This window comes from Nocardia sp. CDC153 (assembly GCF_035818515.1).
Lineage (GTDB): Bacteria > Actinomycetota > Actinomycetes > Mycobacteriales > Mycobacteriaceae > Nocardia.
The window spans coordinates 1,259,266-1,278,891 of sequence record NZ_JAYKYU010000003.1 but is presented as its reverse complement, the minus strand read 5'-3'; the positions used below and the strand labels follow the sequence as shown (position 1 = coordinate 1,278,891).

Annotated in this window: 20 protein-coding genes; 19 read left to right on the top strand and 1 reads right to left on the bottom strand. The window is 62.2% G+C overall.

Annotated elements, in window-relative coordinates; genetic code table 11:
• Positions 1 to 804: 804 nt before the first annotated feature.
• Positions 805 to 1,059, bottom strand: a complete 255-nt coding sequence (locus VMT65_RS22520; protein WP_326310279.1) for a helix-turn-helix domain-containing protein — start codon at positions 1,057 to 1,059, stop codon at positions 805 to 807.
• A gap of 200 nt (positions 1,060 to 1,259) precedes the next feature.
• Here VMT65_RS22520 and VMT65_RS22515 point away from each other — a divergent pair, with 200 nt between their 5' ends.
• The 19 genes from VMT65_RS22515 (at position 1,260) to VMT65_RS22425 (ending at position 19,603) form a co-directional block, all read left to right on the top strand.
• Complete coding sequence (locus tag VMT65_RS22515; RefSeq protein WP_326310278.1) at positions 1,260 to 1,433, top strand: hypothetical protein; 174 nt, start codon at positions 1,260 to 1,262, stop codon at positions 1,431 to 1,433.
• Entirely contained in the window at positions 1,433 to 2,113 is a 681-nt protein-coding gene (locus VMT65_RS22510) for a hypothetical protein (RefSeq protein WP_326310277.1), read from the top strand. The genes VMT65_RS22515 and VMT65_RS22510 overlap by 1 nt, the downstream gene beginning before the upstream one ends.
• Positions 2,114 to 2,997: 884 nt before the next feature.
• The gene (locus VMT65_RS22505) at positions 2,998 to 3,771 is read left to right on the top strand and encodes a PE-PPE domain-containing protein (RefSeq protein WP_326310276.1); all 774 of its coding nucleotides are present in this window, start codon (positions 2,998 to 3,000) and stop codon (positions 3,769 to 3,771) included.
• Between the two features lie 178 nt (positions 3,772 to 3,949).
• Positions 3,950 to 4,177, top strand: coding sequence for a hypothetical protein (locus tag VMT65_RS22500; protein ID WP_326310275.1), 228 nt, complete (start codon positions 3,950 to 3,952; stop codon positions 4,175 to 4,177).
• Positions 4,174 to 4,614 (top strand): hypothetical protein, encoded by a 441-nt coding sequence (locus tag VMT65_RS22495; RefSeq protein WP_326310274.1) that lies wholly within the window; start codon positions 4,174 to 4,176, stop codon positions 4,612 to 4,614. The genes VMT65_RS22500 and VMT65_RS22495 overlap by 4 nt, the downstream gene beginning before the upstream one ends.
• A 56-nt stretch (positions 4,615 to 4,670) precedes the next feature.
• Positions 4,671 to 5,615, top strand: a complete 945-nt coding sequence (locus VMT65_RS22490) for a hypothetical protein (RefSeq protein ID WP_326310273.1) — start codon at positions 4,671 to 4,673, stop codon at positions 5,613 to 5,615.
• Positions 5,616 to 5,710: 95 nt separating this feature from the next.
• Positions 5,711 to 5,875, top strand: a complete 165-nt coding sequence (locus VMT65_RS22485) for a hypothetical protein (RefSeq protein WP_326310272.1) — start codon at positions 5,711 to 5,713, stop codon at positions 5,873 to 5,875.
• 33 nt (positions 5,876 to 5,908) lie between these two features.
• Positions 5,909 to 6,238, top strand: a complete 330-nt coding sequence (locus VMT65_RS22480; protein ID WP_326310271.1) for a hypothetical protein — start codon at positions 5,909 to 5,911, stop codon at positions 6,236 to 6,238.
• A gap of 167 nt (positions 6,239 to 6,405) precedes the next feature.
• Positions 6,406 to 6,696, top strand: a complete 291-nt coding sequence (locus tag VMT65_RS22475; protein WP_326310270.1) for a hypothetical protein — start codon at positions 6,406 to 6,408, stop codon at positions 6,694 to 6,696.
• Between the two features lie 754 nt (positions 6,697 to 7,450).
• Entirely contained in the window at positions 7,451 to 8,476 is a 1,026-nt protein-coding gene (locus tag VMT65_RS22470) for a DUF6301 family protein (RefSeq protein WP_326310269.1), read from the top strand.
• Between the two features lie 465 nt (positions 8,477 to 8,941).
• Positions 8,942 to 10,945 (top strand): hypothetical protein, encoded by a 2,004-nt coding sequence (locus tag VMT65_RS22465; protein WP_326310268.1) that lies wholly within the window; start codon positions 8,942 to 8,944, stop codon positions 10,943 to 10,945.
• Positions 10,946 to 10,978: 33 nt separating this feature from the next.
• Positions 10,979 to 12,571, top strand: a complete 1,593-nt coding sequence (locus VMT65_RS22460) for a hypothetical protein (protein WP_326310267.1) — start codon at positions 10,979 to 10,981, stop codon at positions 12,569 to 12,571.
• A gap of 36 nt (positions 12,572 to 12,607) precedes the next feature.
• On the top strand, positions 12,608 to 14,149 hold the full coding sequence (locus VMT65_RS22455; RefSeq protein ID WP_326310266.1) for a phage tail protein: 1,542 nt from the start codon (positions 12,608 to 12,610) through the stop codon (positions 14,147 to 14,149).
• 30 nt (positions 14,150 to 14,179) lie between these two features.
• Complete coding sequence (locus VMT65_RS22450; protein ID WP_326310265.1) at positions 14,180 to 15,766, top strand: hypothetical protein; 1,587 nt, start codon at positions 14,180 to 14,182, stop codon at positions 15,764 to 15,766.
• 80 nt (positions 15,767 to 15,846) lie between these two features.
• A complete protein-coding gene (locus VMT65_RS22445) occupies positions 15,847 to 16,161 on the top strand; it encodes a hypothetical protein (protein WP_326310264.1) in 315 nt (104 codons plus the stop codon).
• 82 nt (positions 16,162 to 16,243) lie between these two features.
• Positions 16,244 to 16,690, top strand: coding sequence for a hypothetical protein (locus tag VMT65_RS22440; RefSeq protein ID WP_326310263.1), 447 nt, complete (start codon positions 16,244 to 16,246; stop codon positions 16,688 to 16,690).
• A gap of 23 nt (positions 16,691 to 16,713) precedes the next feature.
• Complete coding sequence (locus VMT65_RS22435; protein WP_326310262.1) at positions 16,714 to 17,241, top strand: hypothetical protein; 528 nt, start codon at positions 16,714 to 16,716, stop codon at positions 17,239 to 17,241.
• Positions 17,242 to 17,454: 213 nt separating this feature from the next.
• Entirely contained in the window at positions 17,455 to 19,185 is a 1,731-nt protein-coding gene (locus tag VMT65_RS22430; RefSeq protein ID WP_326310261.1) for a hypothetical protein, read from the top strand.
• A 28-nt stretch (positions 19,186 to 19,213) separates the two neighbouring features.
• The gene (locus tag VMT65_RS22425) at positions 19,214 to 19,603 is read left to right on the top strand and encodes a hypothetical protein (protein ID WP_326310260.1); all 390 of its coding nucleotides are present in this window, start codon (positions 19,214 to 19,216) and stop codon (positions 19,601 to 19,603) included.
• Positions 19,604 to 19,626: the final 23 nt, after the last annotated feature.

Sequence of the window (19,626 nt, the reverse complement as noted above, 5' to 3'; positions counted from 1 at the left end):
GACTCCCGCTGGGCCCCCAACCCCGCGACCCCGCCAGCCCCCCTCAACCCCGCAAACCCCTCCGCCACCCCGGCCCCCCGCACCGCCTCGACCCCAACTCCGCCGACCGCGCCGGTCCCGGCCTACAACCCGCCACAGGCCACAACTCCCGCGTACGCGCACTAGCCATATCTGTCGATTTCGGCCCTCGTGTTTCGTTGTCTGCCAGTGGTGTTCGCGATCGGAATTCTGTTCGATGACGGATTCGATGACAGATACGGCTACCGATTCAGAACGGCTCGCAGCAACTCGCGAGTAGCCGGAATTGTTGCGAGAATCCGTTAGATCCGTTGTGCTAGAGACGAATTGAGCGCCGGTCGGAGGCCGTGTGTATACTTCGGCCGTCAACATTGCCTGGGATAATGGTGTATCCCGGGAATCGACGACGGGTGGATCTATGGGTTAGATATGTTGTGCCGCAGCGGTTTCGGGGTCCGCGGCGGCAGGTGTTGCTGTCCGTTGGGGGTGAGCTGGCTCGTCGAAGTGCTGGATTGTCAACCATCGACTCGTCGGTCGTCTAACGGGATTCGAGCGGGGGTCAAAGGTTGGTCAGTCCGCTGCTGCGGACATCGATGAAGGGGAAGTTTGCGCGTGTCTGCGGAAGCGCTGATCGATTGGTTCGTTCGGATTTTCGATGCCGAAAGCCTGTCGGTGGTCGCGAGTCATCTCGGGGTTGAACCGGCTCAACGGATTTTGCGGGGTACCGCCACCGTCGCTGATCTGTTCCTGGCGGCCGAGGTGATCGGCTGGGAACTGGGGGAGCTGCTACCGGTTTCCCTTGGCGAACTTTACGGCCCGGTCCATGATCTCGATCGGCGAGATGTCGAGTGCATTGCTTAGCGCGAACAGCTGATGCATGTCGGGGGAGCGCTCCCCGTTCTCGAAGCGCTGAATGGTACTGACCGCGACGCCTGACGCCTCGGCCAGTTGAGCTCGGGTGTAGCCCCGCCGCGCGCGGGCAGCACGAAGCTCCTCACCCACTGCGCGGTTGATGCCGTCGTGGAGGTCCCGCAGTTCCATATGGACCATCATGAAGTCCAAATGGAATTACTGCAAACACCCATCGTGGCCGTGCTGGTCAAACCTAACTTTAGGTAACGATTCAATAACAGGTCCGTTCGGACTTGTTGAAGGTCCGTTTGGACCATACTGTGGCCCGTATGGACTTCCTAGATCGACTAATCGCCGACCGGGTGGCGTCGGCGATAGGTGAAACCGGCGTGAGTCTCACGCAAATCGCGACGCGGACCGGGCTCAGTGCGGCCACGCTGGCGGCCGAAGTGGGCGCCATCGCGCCGTTCACCACGACCGACCTGGTGCTGGTGGCCTGCGCCTTGGGTCGGGAGCTCGTGGAATTCCTGCCCGGGGCCAGCGCCGAGGGCGGGGCGGCCTGATGATTGCCGATGAACCGACCGGTCTATACATAGAAGTGGCCGTGCTGCGCGATCTCGCCGGTCTGCTCGGCGGCATTCCCGGTCTCGTCGAAGACCTGGAGGACGCTGTCACCGGCCGTGCCCGCCTCGGTGCCGTGAACACTCGTCTGAGTGGAAGAACCAGCGATCAGCCGCTCCCGTTCAGTGTCGGTGCGGCCAAGGTCCGAGATCATCTCCACGCGACGCTGGTCTCCTGGGTCCGGCTGGTCTGCGAGCAGCGCGCGCTCGACTACACCGGCTCGACATCGACCGCGGGTCTCGCCTCCTGGCTGCGCGGCAACCTGATCGCCTTCGGCATGACCGAGGGTGTGGAATCCGCCCCGGCCGACATACGCGCTGCCGTCGCCGCGGCCGAACGTGTCGTCTGCCCGCCGCGGCAAGAGTTCACGATCGATGCCGAGGCTGTTGCCGCCGCCCGTCGCGCTCGCCTCAATGTTTCGGGAATCGTCACCCTTGCAAGGGAATTGGGCGAGCCATTCCGCACAGTCACTGTTCGCCGCATTCAAACCCTGCGTGATGCGGGCAAGGTCGAGCCGGTGCCGGGGCCGTGGGCGCCGGATTGGCCGGAGCAGTTCTTGGTCGGTGAAGTGCTCGACGCGCATCTGGCGTATCCGATGCGTCGCCGGAAGTCCACCGTGTGATCGCGTGTCACGTCGCACGATCCATCGCCACCAGGCCGCCGAACCGGTGCTCAGCACCAGGTTCGGCGGCCTTTGTCATTCCGCGCCAACCCTTTCGGAGTCACGCCATGAACTACACATTTCTCGAGTTGATCGAGCTGGCCGCACATACCGCGCCGCGTGCGCCGCTGTCCCACGCTAGTGCTCACGAGGTGATGCGGCTGCACCGTGAGTGTTCCGCCCGTCAGTGTCCCGGAAAGGCGGCCGCCGTGCGGACCCTGATCGACGCGGGCTGCTTCGTCCCGGACTCGGGTCGTCCTCGTAGCTAGCCCCAAATAGGGCTACTACCAGCGGCGTTCGAGAAGTTTCACCAAGAGTGTTGACATTCCTCGCCGCTTAAGTGAAGCTATCTGCAGCGCCACAGTTGTGCCTTCTTCCCGATCTACTCCGGGAATCAACTCTCCAACAGCAGGTTTCCTGCGATGGATCCTGTGCTGATCCCAGATCCATTGTGCTGAACCTAATTTCGTTGGAGTCGGCGATACCTTCCATAGTCCTCATGCGGTAAGCCCCCGAAAACCCTTCGCAGGTACTACGCGGGTTCAGAGCACGCCGCATGCCCACCCCTCGTGCGCCCGTCTCCCGCAGGTGGTCCGCGGTCGCAGACGCGCCGCAGCACAGGGGTGTCCCGGTCCCGCCCTCGAACCCCTCGAATTCGAGGGCGGGACCCAGACTTAGCCGACGCGTTCGGCACCAGACTCGCCCCGCCCACCAGGGCCTCCCGCCACTTCTCCCGCTCCCTCGCGGTTGTAGGCCGGTGGAAGCCGGGGCGTCCGACGGCCCCACCCGCACCTCTTCCGCGGGTGGGGCCGTCCCCTATCCACCTGCCCGAAAGGCGATTTCGCGTGATCACAGTCCTGACCTGTCGCGGTACCGGAGAGGTGCTGGGTGCTCCGGAGAACCTGCTCAACGCCGTGACCGGACAGCTCGATCCGGCGATCTACGAAATCGGCCCGGACATCGACTACCCGGCCTCCATCGGCCCCGCCAACCCGCAACGCAGCCCCTTCGGCTGCACCGAACGCCAGTCCATCGACCAGGGCGTCACCGCCTTGGTGAAGGCGATCCACGCCGCTCCCAATCGGGTCGGCATTCTCGGCTACAGCCTCGGTGCCGAAGTGGTCACCCGCTTCCTGGAGGCCAAGGGGCGCGGTGAATACCCCGACTGCGATATCGCATGGGCGGCAATGATTGCCAATCCCCTTCGCAAGCAGGGTGATTCGATCGATCCGGACCCGGTCGGATTCGGCATCAACGGTCAGCACGACAGTTGGCCGGACGAGATCCCGACCTGGGAAGTGGCGAATCCGGTGGACGCCATCACCTCATGCCCGCCGGATTCGCCGCTGCGCACCCTCGCCGACACCGTGTCGGCCTTCGGCTTCGCCGACCTGGGCGGCTGGACCACGGATCTGGCCGATCGGATCCGCCGAAATCGCTGGCAGGCAGTCCAACTCGGCTCTTGGACGCATCCATTGCGGATCTGGGAGCTGTGGTCGCAGGCCGCGGAGCTCATGCAGGGCTACCTGACCGGTGGCGCGCACACTACCGCCTATGTCACCGGCGGCTACTGCGATCGCCTCGCCGTCATCCTCAACCGCACGTCGGAGAGGGGGTGAACGGAGTGATCACCATTGCCGAAGATCTCATCAAACTGCTCGGCGACCTGATTCCGCTGGTCCTGCCGCTGCTCGGGCTGTAGCCCACCACCGAGGAAGGTCCCGCCGCGTGGCGAGTCGCCATCAGCCCGACCCATCCGACATCACTGAAGCTCGTTCATTGGACCCCGGAGACTGTATGACTTCCGCCGAATTTGCCGCTGTCGCAACGGCCGTCGCCAGCGACGCGCGCACCCTCCTCGATCGAATCGCGGCCCTACGGGGCGAGATCGACGTCCTGTACCAGCTCGCCCACGGCATCGCGGCCGTGACAGGTTCCGCAAACTCCACGCCCCCATCGGAGGGCACCCAAGGAACACTCGCCGCACATGTCGTGGTCGTCCCCGGGCCGGAGGCGTCGGCATGACCGGCCCGTACGCCGGGGAGTTCCCGGACTTCGAGCAGTTCATGATCGGACTGCTCACGCCGATCGCGCCGACCGTGAGTTTTCTGCCCGCGCAGGCGAATCAGATCAGCTTGCCGCTGATCTGGGTGCGCACCACGGGCGGCACGCTCGACGTCAACGCGATCACCTACAAGGCGCACGTGCAGGCGGTCGTCTTCCACAACACCAGGCCGCTGGCGCAGACCATGGCGATTCAGGTGCGCGACGCGTTCCTGAACGCACCCTCCAATCGCGTCAACGGTGTCCTGGTCGACTACGTGGAGGAAATCTCCGCCGCCGAACCGCGTTTCAGCGCGCCGAACCTGCGCCGCAGCCGCGGCATGAGCGAATTCCCGGATCTCGACCCGCTGAACCAGATGGTCGAACTGGCCTTCGCCATCGACGCCCGCCGTCAGTAGACGGCATTTCACCCCAAGTCCAGCCCGGTTCGCCGGGCGCATGAATGGAGATTGCTTTGGCTCCCATCTCGTCCACTCCGTTGACCACCCTGAAGGCCGCCCAGCGTCAGCTGCTGCTCAAGCCGCTGGACGCCGCGGTGTTCCTGGCCCCGTGGCCGACCCCGACCCCGGTCACTCCGGGCAGCATGACCGACGCGAGCGGCAACCTGCTGCCGCTGCCCGCGGCGTACCAGTCCGTCGGCCTGATCGACAAGAAGTCCGGTGTGTCCTTCGCTCGCGCCGTGACCGCCGCGCCGATCGAGGCGTACGGCGAGATGCAGCCGGTCCGCGACGACATCACCTCCGACGTGACCTCGCTCGAGTTCGAGCCGCAGCAGACCAGCCTGCTGAACCTGGCGCTCACCACCAATACCAATCTGTCTGCCGTGCAGGCCAACTCGACCAGTGGTGAGGTCGGCTTCTGGCAGCCCGCGACCCCGCAGATCAACTACTACTCGGCGGTCGTGATCGGCAAGGACGGCACCGACGCCAACCCGATCTACATCTTCAAGATCATGCCGAAGGTCGCGGTCACCAAGTGGGGCGGCGAGCAGTGGACTCCCACCAACCTGATGTCGGAGAAGCTGACGCTGACCGCGTTCAAGGACGACTCGCTGGGTTACGCCGTGGCCCACGGCTTCGGTGGCGCGGGCTGGAAGCAGCTGCTGGCCTCGACCGGCTTCAAGTACACCGCTACCGGTGTCACCGCCGCCCCGATGACCGTGACCCACGGCACCACCTCGACCTCGCCGCTGGTGGTGACCGACCAGTTCGGTGGCGTGGTGTCGAATGCCAACTGCGTCTTCACCCCGGCCACCGGTTCCGGTCTGACCGTGAACGCCGCCGGCTACGTGACCGCCGCCGCCGGTGCGACCCAGGGCAACACCACGATCGGCGTCGTCTACACCCCGACCGGTGGCTCCGCGCTGCCGTCGCTGAACGCCGCCATCACCGTCAACTAGTCGACGGTCTCGAACGTGGTCGCGTGCCGGGTGTCTCCGGTCCGGTACGCGGCCACACCTTCTTGTCAGCTTCCGGAGAGAAAGCGGGGCGACCCATGTCCTTCATCCCCACCAAGTACCCGGTCACCATGACCGACGGCATCCGCGAGTACCAGGTGCACGACGCCTCGGCGTTCGGTGACGCCATGTTCGCGCACGGGCACCACGTCAAGGAAGACGTGCAGCCGGTCGAAGCCAAGCCCGCCAAGCGCGGCAAGTAAATCCCTTCCGCCCCTACGAATCCGGAGATTCCCATGGCAGCACCCCGTAAGACGATGCCCGGCGGCGACGAAGGCCGCTTCTACGAGATCCAGCGTGAACTCGCAGCCAAGCGACGCGGCCCCTACCACCTGACCGCCGACATCGCCATCCAGCCCCTCACCCGCCGTCAGGCCCGCCTGCTGGCCGAGACCGACGACGAAGAAGACCAGCTGCGAATCCTTTTGGGCGACGCCCACGACGCGGTCGAAGACCTCTTCGCCGACCGCCCCATCGACGAATGGGTAGCGTTCCAAAACGATCTCTACGCCCACTTCTACGGTGAGGGCGCCATGGAGCTGCCGGGGGGATCCGAGGGCTCGTAGAGTTCTGGGACAAGTTCGGTGCCGCCCTCGACTACGACCTCCTCGAGCGCGGCATCGACGTCCGAGACTGCTTCGGGCCCATAGAATTCCGCACCCGAAACTGGCTCACCATCTGGCGCTTCAAAGACCGTCTGCCCCGCGGCTCCCACTACAAGACGGCGTTGGCGATGGACCGAGAACTAGCCGAATACTGGCTCGACATAGAGGAATCCACCGAAGAGCCAGAAGTCGAAGAGCCCCCCACCCCCGAGGGCTACACTCTCGACACCTACCTGCTCCTGTCGATCATCGACGGCTTGCAGGGCGTCCAAGCCGCAGTAATCGCCGCAGCCGGAGCGGATCCCCCACAGGTGAAACCAATGCCCCGGCCGCAGACCGCGCTGGATGTAGTCCGCGAAGAACGCCGCCTAGCCACCATGAACAGCATCATCGACATCTTCAAACCCGCTGCTGGATAGCTGGTTAGGCGATCACGAGGAGACTCGGCTCCCGATACCTCTAGTGCGGGAACAGTCCGAAGATTCCACCACACCGATAGAGCGCAGGAGTGCCCACCGGAGCCTCCGGCGCCAGAGCGCTACCCGTATCAGGCCCAGGCATCGGACCAGGCACCGTACTGCCGACAATCCCACCGATCACCGACCCGGGAAGCATCCCAACCCCAGACCCGGTAACCGCCCCGATCAGCGCCCCGGCAAAGGTCCCGATCAACCCATCCACAACCGCCGTCTGGCAAAACTGCGCCTGCTCCGGCGTAAGCGCGATCGGCTCCACACCAACCGCGACAGGCAACCCACCCTGCCCAACAGCCACCCCCACCCCGACCGAGCCACTCTGAACCGGTACAGCATTAGCCTGAGCCGGCGCAGCATTGGCAACGCCAGCAACAGCCACCGTCGCAGCAACTGCCAACACACCCGCCGCCGCGAACTTGATGAATTTCATCGATCCCCATCCAACCGAACCATGAGGGGCGCAATCCCACCCCCCAGGTTCGCGAATCTAACGGCTGCCCAACATGATTGCAACCGCTCGCCACACCCCGGCGGACACCGCGGCGACCCCAACGACCGGGCGCGTCCGCGCCACAGCGATAACCGTGGCCCGGGTATCAACCCACATTGGATGAAGCCAACGCTTTGTCCCCGACCGATCTTCAAACACCACTGCTGAGTAGCCGATCAACAGGTCGAAGGAAGTAGGATCCGAGATATGCGCGTAGACACGCAGGGTGCCATTGAACTGGTTCGTTTCGCAGCTCGGCACAACTGGGAATGGACTGAAGGTGGAATCACTGCGCTTTGCGACGCGACTGGTTGGAGTGCCGAGGACGAAGAGGTGCAGTCAGATCAGCGCGGTACTAGCTGGCTTGCGACCAACCTCCAGGTCGATCGGCCCTCCGCTCAGGTATCGAGGGGACGTATCTCCCCGCTCCTAGCCGGTCAAACGATCGAATCCGTTAGGGTTCCCGTATCAGATCAGGTTCGGACGGATAATGCGCGCACCGAATCCGAGGTTTTGGACGAAGGCCGGATGATGCTCGATGCATTCACCGATCTGGGGAATGCTCTTGTGACGGCAGTAAGTCCACCCTCGCAGTCGAAACCTGGTCTCACTCCGAGTATTCGCTGGGAACACCCGACGGTGGTCATCTCTCTGCAGGGCACGCCCAGTGGACTGGTTGTTACCTTTGATAACCCGGTGTACATCGGATGGATTGACCAACTGGATCAATTTCACGTTACTGATGCAGACTTAGATCTTGATGATGAATTCGATGATGAAGATAGCGATGAGTACGAGGAACCGTCACCCTACTCTTCGATCGAAGCTCTGAATCTGAACTCGGCGGATGCAAATTACGCCGTTGCTCGCGTGGTTTTGGATTTGAGACGCACGGGTGTAGTCGACCTGACGTACAACGATCAAAGGGTATTGCAGATTTCGTATCGTTCCCGCGACGATAGTGATCAGTTCGACACGATCAGTCTGACGTGCAATCTAATTGTTGATCCGTTCGGTGACAGTCGATGCTTGAACGAATCATCCGTAGAGTCAGTTCTGACTGGTGCGGGTTGGGTCAGGATTGAGAACGGTCCCGGTAACTTTTGGCGGATGGTAGTTGACTGGCCTGCGCACTATGAAACCATTTTTGCCTTTGCTGATAAGGTTGTATCTGCATTGCGGCAGTATTTTAGTTTCGAGGACCCGTCGCTCCTCGAATTGAAAACGTATTAGCTGCTGAACCTAAAATTAATCAATACGCACACCATAATTTGTCTTTGGTACCTCGTTGAGCGTGGCCTCGCTAGTCGCGACCGGGATAATGCCCAAGGTATGCTTCCATTATATTAGCTGACGGCAAGGTCGGCTTACGCGTTCAGCGCGTTTCGTATATGGCTTACTTGCAGTCTTATTTATGCGCGTATGTGCGTATATAGTGCAAATCCTGACGGCGTGCGAATTAAAAGTCAAATCACAGGTCGAGCGGTGTAAGGCTCCCTACGGATACGACGGTTGGCGCGCTTGGATTATCAGATGTCGCCGTGTGATTCCTCTCCCATTTTAATCCCTGCTTCTCGCTTAGCTGAACCAATCAGCACCTTAGTGGAAGCAGCTAATCGGGGCTTTTACTTTGGCTGGCCGATTACCAAACCATTCTCATTCGCAACCAGTTTGCGCCATGTTGTAGGTGTGTGATCTATGGGCCTATTAAAGGCTGATTGGAAGAAGGGTATATCATTCGATCCGGTTTTGCCTGATTCCGATGATATCGAGACGCGGCGGCGAAAAGGCCAGACAGTTGCACAAATAGCCGCCGGATTTGGTGAGCGTCTCTTCGACTTCAAATCGAACCGAGATCAAGCCAAATCGGATGTGGACCGCTACAAGGCGGAACTGGATGCCTTCTACCGGGCGAACAAAAGCTTGACTCCGGAGGAATTCAAAAGCAGCGATCAGGCTCGAACGCGCTTCGGTGAATTGCGTGAGGAAAAGGACTCGCATGGGAACCTCAAGTATCCTACGCACACAATAGACGAGCTCGAGGCTAGGTTCTTTCGGTTAAGAAATGCCCGCGGAACCTACACCAATTTGGGTTCAGAAGTAGGTTTTGAAGCGGCACTGACATACGTCAGGATGCATATAGCAGCTGCTGGAGGCAATCCAAAGAAGGACATCCTGATCAGCCGAGATAGGGGTGACAATACCTTCGATGTGGTAGCTATTATAAATGAAAGACTGGTGATCATAGAGGCCAAGGGGGGACCCTATGCGCAGACCAGTACGAGAGACGTCAGTGTAAATGGAATCACTGAGAAAGCCTACCAAGGATCCCGTCTCTATCTAGCTGACCTGCTCCGTGTTGATTTCGAGTTTCGGCGCAAATTGCGAAAGCGAATGCCGGAACTTTACGACGACATAAGAAACGGTGAGGGAACCGATCGGATTGACTTCTTCAAGGTTCATGCAAAGCCAGCCACGGCTAAAGGTACTCCAGGGCGCGTTCTGGTATCCCAGGCGGAACTTGGGCCCGATCGAATAAAGTTTCATGATGAACCTATCGTCCATCCGAAACAGCAAGAGCTGGCTAGGCGGGCCGATAGACACGATGCAAGGCTCGATGTGCTCCAGGGTCTGAGTACATCTCGTGCCGCTCGTGTATCTGTACTCGCGGCCGCTGGCGTGGTCATTGTGGGAATTGGTGCGGGCTCTGCCGGTGCGACTCCTGTGCAAGCCGATCGAAACGGTTCAGACAGCAACGCTTCCTCTATTGGATCGCAGGCGTCTTTTGGTGACGAGATTCTCGCGGCGATCAAGGTAAAGACCGCTGAGTTCAGTCGTATGTTGTCCTCGCTCAAGGATCATGTTCAGAATGCCTTGTCGGCGTTCGCAACGATGGTCTGGGATGCGGTTTCCAAGGTTTCGGAGTTTGCTTCCGGAGTTGTGGATTCGGTGGGGGCTCAGGGGTTGATTGAGGAGGCCTCTAAGCTTTGGGCTGAGGGGCAGGATCTTATTAACTTGGCGATGTTGTTGTCGCCTGTGGGGTCTGTGGCTGAGGCTATTAGTTTGGCGATAACCGTCGTTCAGACTTTGGTGCAGCATTGGGATCAGGTTCGGGCTGGGTTTGATTGGGCGCTGAAGAATGTGCTCGTTCCGGTGGCGGACTTTTTCACGACGGCGTTCAAGATTTATATTACGCCGTATCGGGTTGTGTTCGATGCTGTGATGGCCGGGTTCAATGGGATGGGTGGGGTCGTCGGTCGGGCCGTCGGCAGTGTGAAGTCGGTGGTCGGGGGGATTGTTCGGGCTATCGGTGAAATTTTGCAGAAGCTCGAGATCGATGCTGGGCCGTTTGGCCATTTCGGGTTGAAACCGCTGGGGGACCTGATGGTGAATTGGGCGGCGAGGATGGCCGATGGCGGGTTGGTGAAGGCGCCGGGGGCTCGGGGGAGTGTGCGGCCTTCGGGGATTCATGTGATGGCCGTGATCGATCAATCGGTGGTGCGAGTTGCTCGGGAGGAGCGGCGGAAGGTGGGGTATGCCTATCGGCCGCCGTTCCTGCATGACGGGGCGCTGGTGCGGACCGCGAATGGCGACCAGGCGCGCACGATCGACTTGCGGGTGCCGGATGTGGATTCGGCGTTCGCGCAGATCAAATCGCTTCGAGCCCAGCATGATGTGCGGTTCGAAACCGCCGGCGTGTAGCGGCTGTTCAGAGATCGGAAAGGTTGGAAGACGATGAGTTCGCATGGTCCGCACGGCGGAGATGCGTTGGCCGGACTCGACATCGAGATCCATCCGGTCTCGCTGGAGGGGCTGCACGACCCGAAGGACAAACAGTCGAAACAGCCCGCGGACAAGGATGACAAGCGCCGCGGGCAGCCTCAGCCCGGTAAGGACGAGCCGGCCGCGCGTCGCCCACAGCATGCGCCCAGGCCGCACACCCCGAAGTCCGAGCCACCCCGCGCCTCGAAGCCCAAGCCGGACAAGCCTTCTCATCCGCCGAAGCCGGAACATCATCCGAAGGGCGCGCACCCGACGCAACATGCTCCCAAGAAGCCGGTCAAGCCGACGCACAAGCCCAAGCGCGGGATCAATCCCAAGCTGAAGGCCGGTGCGGGCCTGGCCGGTGGGTTGGGGATGACCGCGCTCGCCTCGGGCGTGGACTGGCGGCAGGCCGCCAGGGATCCGAAGGCCGCGCTGCAGAATCTGAAGGGTGCCGCGGTCCAGGCGGGCAAGGACAAGCTCGCCGCGATGACCGATCCGGCGAACCTACCGGACACACTGTCGTCGCTGAAGGACTCCGCCGCGAACGCGAAAGACAAAGCGTCGCAGTTGAAGAACCGTCTCAAAGGCGGCAAGGTCGACGTCAAGGGTCTCAAGGACGAAGAGAAGGCGCTCAAGGACAAGGGCGCTGCGCTCAAGGCCGACCTCAAGGCGATCAAAGACCATGACACTGCCGGAAAGAAGATGGTCGGCAGGGTCGGCGGTGTGGTCAAGAATCTGAAGAACCTCACCAAGGCGATTCGCACCGGATCGATCGTGCAGAAGGTCATCGGGTTCGCGTCGAAGGCGTGGTCGGTGGTTCAGAACCTGCTGAACACCGTGTGGGACGCGTCGCCGGTGGGTTGGGTGACCCTCGCCATCGGTGCGGCGGTCATCGCGATCACCCTGATAGTCACGCACTGGGACGAGGTCAAATCCGCGTTCAGTGTCGTGAAGAAGGATGTCCTCGATCCCGTCGGCAACTTCTTCGAAAAGGTGTTCGCCGAGGTGATCCGCCCATTCACGCACATTAGCGATGGTGTGTCGGGGGCGTTCGATGCGCTGTGTTCGACGGTGCAGGGTGTCTTCAAGAAGATGGTCCACCAAGTCGCGGTCGTGGTGCAGGGGATCGCCTCGGCGATCCACCACATCCCATTCGCCGATCATCTCGGCTTGGGCGATATCGCCGACTCCATGTCGAACTGGGCCACCCAGCACCTTGCCGATGGCGGCCCGGTCCGTGGTCCGGGCGGCGGTGCCCGACTTCCGGTTTCGGCGTCGAACGGCGAATACGTGCTCGCGCTGTCGAGTTCGCATCACCGCGCCGTGCTGGATGCGATCAGCAGCGACCACCTGAATGTCGCGGGCCGCGACACCGGTATGGCCGCGCTGAGCCGCAGCCCGCACATCGCCCCCAACCGCGGTGTACAGCGAACCGGTTCGCGGGCAGGTGATGTCGACCATTCGACCACGGTCACGCTCGACCGCAGCGCCGACAACTCCTTCGCGCGTGCCAGATCCCTGCACGCACAGCGCGCACTCACCTACGCCGGTGGCCGGCGATAGGCACACGCATTTCACAGAATTCGGAGCTGTAGGACGATGAGCAGTCAAGGGGATGCGCAGTTCGATGCCGCCTTGCGGGCGGCCCTGGCCGCCAGCGACCCGCTCGACGACGGCAAAGACGGCAAGGATAAGGGCGGCAAGCAGCCCGACGGTAAGCACCCTTCCGAGCCCGGACATCCCGCGGCCACCAAACCCGAAAAACCCACTCCGCCACCGCATATCGATCACCCGAAGGGGACCCGGCCGACGGTTCATGCCCCGAAGCGCCCGGTTGAGCCGAAGCGCAAGCCCAAGCGCAATCTCGGCGGCAAGCTGAGAGCGGGTGCGGGGTTGGCGGGCGGTCTCGCGATGGGCGCGATGTCCTCCGGCGTGGATTGGCGACAGGCCGCTCGGGATCCGAAGGCCGCACTGCAGGGACTGAAAGGTGCTGCGGTTCAGGCGGGTAAGGACAAGCTCGCCGGGATGATGGACCCCGCGAACCTGCCCGATACCCTGTCGCAGGCCCAGGATCTCGCAGTCAACGCGAAGGACAAGCTCGGCGGCAAGGGCAAGGGTAAAGGCACGCCCGATCCGCACGGCGCCGACGCCAAGGCCATCACCGCTGAGACGAAGTCGCTGAAGGACAAGACGACAGCGCTCAAGGGCGACACCAAGAACCTGGGCGAGTACGACAAACACCATCAGAAGATGACCGAGCACACCGGGAAGTCTTCGAAGGGTTTCAACGATCTCGCCAAGGCACACAAGGAGTCCTCGGGCGCGCAGAAGAATGTCGAGGGCGCTACCAAGAACTGGGGCAAATCCCAGGACAAGCTCAACGGTTCCATGGGCAAGTCGACGATCGGCAAGATCGTGCAGGCGATTCAGGCCATGATCGATGTGATCGTGGTCCTGATCGCCAACTGGGACACCGTGAAGAAGGCCTTCGACACGGTGAAGAAGACCGTGCTCGATCCGGTCGGCAACTTCTTCAAGAGCGTGTTCTCGGCCTGCCTGGCACCGTTCAAGTCGATCATCGACGAGGTGAAGGGTGTGTTCAACGGGCTCGGCACCGGCATCGGCGGCATTTTCGACGGTGTCGTGCACCAGGTGGCGGTGATCGTCAATGCGATCGGTTCGGTGATAAGCAAGTTCGACATCAAGTTGCCCGACTGGCTCGGCGGCGCGAGCATCGGCCTGGGCGGTCTCGGCAATGCCATGGTGGGCTGGGCGTCGGCGCACATGGCCGACGGCGGTATGGTGCGCGGCCCCGGCGGCCCGCGTGAAGACCGGGTGCCGATCATGGCATCCAACGGCGAGTTCGTGGTCAATGCCGCGGCGACCGCACGACATTCCGCGCTCCTGGAGGCGATCAACACCGACACCCTGCGAGTCAGCGGCCGTGACGCGCAAGTGGTTGCGTCGCTGGGCCTTTCGCGGGTGAAGCCGGCGCAGGCACTGCCCGGCCTGGTGGCCACCCGCCAGATCGATCGCTCGACCACCATCAACATCACGACGACCCAGCACGAAAGCACCTACGCCCGCGCGAAAGCCGTTGCCGCACAGCGAGAAGGCACCTACGCGGCCGGGCGCCGGTAATCGCAGCAACGTACGAACAAGGAGTGGGCGATGGCGGAATCCCAGCCGGACGACGACGATTTCGACGATATCGACGGTGCCGAGCCGGAGGATCCGGATCTCGAGGACGAGGGCGGCGAACCCGGTGACGACGAACTCGACGACGGAGGCGCCGACGCCGAGCCCGAAGACGGAGAACCCGACGACGCAGGTGCCGATGACGGAGAACCCGATACGGGGCCCGAAGACGACGAACCCGCGGAGAGCGACGACTCCGACGACGACGACTCCGACGACGATTCCCTCGCCGAAACGGCCCTGCTGGCCGGCACCATGCCCATGGGCATGCCGGGCCGAAAGCCGAAGCCGCAAGCCGCGATCCCGAACCAACCCGGTGCCAAGCCCGGACCGGATCCACACCAGCCCGGCCCCTACGGCAAAAAGCCTGGCGGCCAGCCGACAGTACCGGCTGCGCCCGGCGGAAAGACACCCGACGGCACGCACCCCACGCCGGGCCATCCGGCTCCCGGCCCGCACGGTCCGAAGCAGCCGTCCGGCAAGGGCACACCGAACGGAAAAGGCAAGGGCGGCAACGACGGCAAGGCGCTCGCAGATGCCCTGAAGGAACTCGACGCCGCCCGCAAAACCCATGACGCCCAGGAGAAGCCGCACTCGACAGCGACCAGGAAGCTGGTCGATTCGGCGAAGACCTCGGCGGCCGGCTTGAAGCCGGTCACCGAAGCGGTGAAGAAGTCGACGGCCGAGCACAATGCCGCCACGAAGGACCACGACGAGCACGAGAAGCAGCAGGGCGAGCTCGACAAGGCGTTGACCGGCGACGGCCTCGGCTTCCTCATGAAGCTCGTCGACAAGCTGCAGCCGGTGATCAACAAGATCCAGGACTTCCTCAACAAGCTGAAGGACGCCCTGATCAAGGCTTTCGAGAAGGCGCTGCGGCCGGTCGCGGATTTCTTCGAACGGGTGTGGTCCAAGGTCGTTGTCCCGGCGTTCCAGGCGACCGTGCAGGGGGTTTCGGGCGCGTTCAAGGCGGTCGGCAATATTCTGGGCCGGGTCTTCGACACCCTGAAGAAGGCGTGCGCCACGGTCGTGCGGGCCGTCGGCGAGGTGCTGAAGTCCCTGGACTTCACCGTTCCGAGTTGGGTTCCGCTGGCCGGTGGAACCAACCTGGGCCTGGGCAAGATCGGTGATTCCCTCATCGAGTGGTCCACCAAGATGCGTGACGGGGGCATGGTCCGCGGTCCCGGTGGCCCGCGTGAGGACAAGGTCCCCGTGATGATGTCCAACGGCGAGTTCGTGGTCAACGCCGCCTCCACCGCCAAACACATGGACCTGCTGCGCGCAATCAACAACGAGGCCAACGGGATCCGTTCGGCCCTCGATTCCGGTTACGCCGCCGCGGCGAAGTCGCTGCCGCGCACCGCGGGGCAGGAGGCCCGGGCCCTGACCCGATCCGACCGCCCCCAACTGGTCATCGCCAAACCGCTCAGCTCGGCCGGCGACCGCCTCGACCGCTCACTGAAGCTCAATATCAGCGCGCCGCGGGTCAACGAGGCCCACGCCCAGGACTCCGCGGCCATCGCCCGCAAGTCCCTGACCTATTCCGGCGGCCGACGCTGACACCACCGCGGCCGACCGCCGCGATATCCCACGAACTAGTCTGATGATGCCCGTGATGGGGATCGGGAGGAGCGAAAGCGATGATCGGCAATATGCTCTACGCGCACATCTCCGGTGTGAGAGAGCGTGTCCTCGGAATGTCCGAGGAAAAGGACATCCCCACCGAGTGCTTCAACGAACTCCTCGAGCACTACCTCGCCAACGGCTGGCGTCGCATCTACGAGTACGACGGCCCGGATGCCTGGATCGATTACGGCCGCGTCCATCTCGAGCACGGCAAGACCGTTCTCCGCTTCCGTTGGAACAACTACGACGAGGGCAGCGTCGCCGGTTCCCGGAAGGATATCGAGACGGTCGTCCATTACGTGTGCGCGAGTCGCAACCACAACCAGTAGGTTGGTATTCCGCCCCACTCATCGAGTACTGGAGTTGTGTCAGTTGGAAAACATGCAGCTTGCGGCGCGGTTGGCTGGAGAGATGGTCGCTCACGCGGTGCAGTGGGTTTCGAAGGGGTCGGCCGGTCCGTTCCTGGCCTATGTGGGTCCGAACGATTCGAAGGTGACGTTGGTCGACCTGACCGAGAGCGAGCCGGAGTCACCGTTGGATCTCGGTCGGGGACTTCTGAAGATGCGGTCGGCTGCCCGAGGCGTCATCGTGTACGACGGGACGATTTCGCGTGGCGACGGTGACCAGTACGGCGCCCTGATCGCCGAGGTCTACGAATTCGACCTGGGTGAAGACTCTCTGGATGTCCTGGTCCCTTACCGTCCTGGCACCGAGTCGGACGGTTTCGGCGTCTACGCGCTCATGATTCAGGACCAGCACGGCGACCCTGCCAGCGACGGCGTCCTCGACGCGTTTATCGCGGGCACCCGTAGCGACTCCGAAGCCGGAGAGTTCTGGCGTCAGCACCAGCTGCGCTAACCCATTGTGCGACAGGGGATCAGATGGGCAGCTACCGCAAGCTGAGCAAGGCGCGACTGCGTCAGCGTGAGAAGGATCAACACGATCCACGTTGGCTGGCGTGGTTGGCGGAGATGGACGGTGCGCTCGAGACGTTCTTCTCGGTGGATGTGCCGGATATGCCGGCCGATCCGTTCACCGCGGCGGGTTTGACCCATGCGGAGCAGAGCTTGATGGCCAGGTTCTCGTCAGCTGATCCCTTATTGGAGCCGGAGAACGCAGAGGTGGCCGATCGTTTCCAGCGCTACCTGGGCGAAACGTTCATTCGTAGCGGGTTCGAAGGCCGATGGATGAACGTGCGGATCTCCGATGACCGCGATACGAACGTCTTCTTCGACCGACGTGGATTTGAACCGGTGGTCAGCGAACCGTTCAACGCGGTCTTTATTGATGTGGTGTCGCTGATTCTGACGGCGGCGCACCGCCGAACTGGCGAGGAGTGGACCTGGGTCTACGGCCATTCTGCGAACGACTACGCAGTATGGGTAGCAAAGGGTCGTCCGGAGCTATAAGGGCCTCCATTCCTCGAAGCTGATTTCTAGACGCCATCCCGATGACTGCATTGGGATGGCGTTCGTACACGTCGGTGAGAATATGCGTACTCATTGACGTGCTTTCTTTGTCGTCCGCGCTGTAGGTTTTCGGGACCCTTCCTTCTTGCTGGGCAAGTTGCCTTGGATCTTTCGCATCTATTTAGTCTATGAAAATTCTCGATCGTTTCCGGCGTGCCGGATTCAGTAATGGAGTTCGGGCGCATGAGTGGAAGTAAATCCTGGCTGGACGAAGATCCGGCTGATGGGTATGAACTATCTGTCAATCAAGAGTCCAAGTATCAGGAGTATCTCAATAAACCCAAGCCCCCTGGTGAAAAGCACAAGGATCGGCTCTCCTGGCTCAGGAAGAACAAAGCTCTAAGCTTTTCTTCGCAGTACGGTGATGATTTCCGAGACGGCCTGGCAATCACCCGCGGCTGGACGCGTGACAAAGGCTGGAGCGTAGAAGAACGGTTCGAAACCAATGTGGGCGACCGCTTCTATGATGCTGGTAGGCGGGGTCGCGACCGCGTTGGCCATGAGGCAAAGTACGGGAAGGTCGGCACTGGCAGGACGTTGGGCCGTCGTGGCCAGCTTGCCAAGGATGAGGAGACGGTAAAGCGTGGCGGGAAGGTCCATTGGCATGTCACCGACATGTCGAAAGTCGACTCGAAGGTCCTGGCCAAACTTCAGGCACTAAGGAAGAAGTACCCCGAGCGATTCAGCTTCGAAGAGGTGAGCGAAGCCGAGAAGAATCTCTCCATGACTATCGGTAAGCAAATGCGTCCGCATAGGTATGGAAATGGTAAACCGATGCCGTCGTACTATGCGGCGCAGCAGAAGCTCGCCGAAACGCACGCGGACACGATCGCGAAATTGAAGAGGCCAGGCCCAGGTTCGACTAGTCCAGACCAGATCGACGGCGGAAAAGGTCTGGTCGCTGAAGTCAAGGCTCGAACAAAAGCGCTGAAGGACAAGAATTCGGCGGTCAAGGACGATCTCAAGGCCATGGCGGACCACGAGAACGCCCATAGGAAGGTGGCCGCCGATGTTGGGAAGTCGCCGAAGAGTTTCACGGATCTGACCAAAGCGATCAAGGACTCGTCCACCGCGCAGAAGAACGCGCAGGGGGCTACGAAGGCCTGGATCGGAGCGCACAGCAAGTTGAACGCCTCGATGTTGAAGTCCCCGGCCGCGCTGATCGTGGCGGGGATCGTCGCGTTGATCGGGGTGGTGACGGTGATCATCACCCATTGGGGCACGGTGCAGCGGGCGTTCGAGACCGTGAAGAAGACCGTGCTCGATCCGGTGGGCGACTTCTTCAACAAGGTGTTCGCCTCGGCGACAGCGGGATTCAAGTCGGTGACCGACGGGATCTCGGATGCTTTCGGTTCGCTTGGCGACAAGATCGGGGGCGTTTTCGACACGGTGGTCAAGCGTGTCGCGGTGATCGTCGCCGCGATCGGGACCGTGCTCCAGAAGCTCAATATCCCGGTTCCCGACTGGCTCGGCGGAGGCAGCATCGGCCTCGGCGGGATCGGGGACGTCATGGTGGGCTGGGCCTCGAAACACATGGCCACCGGCGGACCGGTACGTGGGCCGGGCGGTCCGCGCGACGATCAGGTGCCGATCATGGCGTCCAACGGCGAGTTCGTGGTGAATGCCGCGGCGACGGCGCGGCATTCGGCGCTGTTGGAGGCGATCAACAATGACACGCTCCAGATCAGCGGCCGCGACCTGCAGGTGATGGCGGTGCGCAGCGGCTCCTTCGCGGTGCCCTCGGCGGCCCTGCCCGTGGCCGCCAACAACCATCACTTCGATCATTCCACCACGATCAACCTCACCACCCATCACCTCGGTGACGCCCACGCTCGCGCGCAAACCCTTGCCGCACAGCGTGAAGTAGCGGCGTCCCTGCAATGAGGATTCACAACGAGAACGGCGTACTCGCATGATCTATTCGGCAACACTGCCCGCGCAGACCGCCGGCGGCGCCGCCGCGGTGGCCGTCGCGGGTGTATACAAACCCGCTTTCTACAGCGGTGACACCGTCACGGACGTGAGTGTCGTGGCCCCGGCGGGATTTTCGACGGTGACCGGTGCGGCCACCAACAATGTGACGCTCTCGGTTCGCCAGCTGCGCGGTGGCGTGGTGCAGCAGACCTTCGCGTCCCTCACCCTCGCGGCGGGCACGAACCTCGTCGCCGAAAGTCCACTGGACCTGCAGATTTCGGCGCAGCCGGTGCTGTTGGCCGGTGACGTGATCGATGTCCAGATGGTCCAGAACGGCACGGGCATCGCCGTCGGCGCGGGTCTGCTGGTGTCGGTGTACGTCAGCTGAATGAGCTGCCGACCAATACGTAA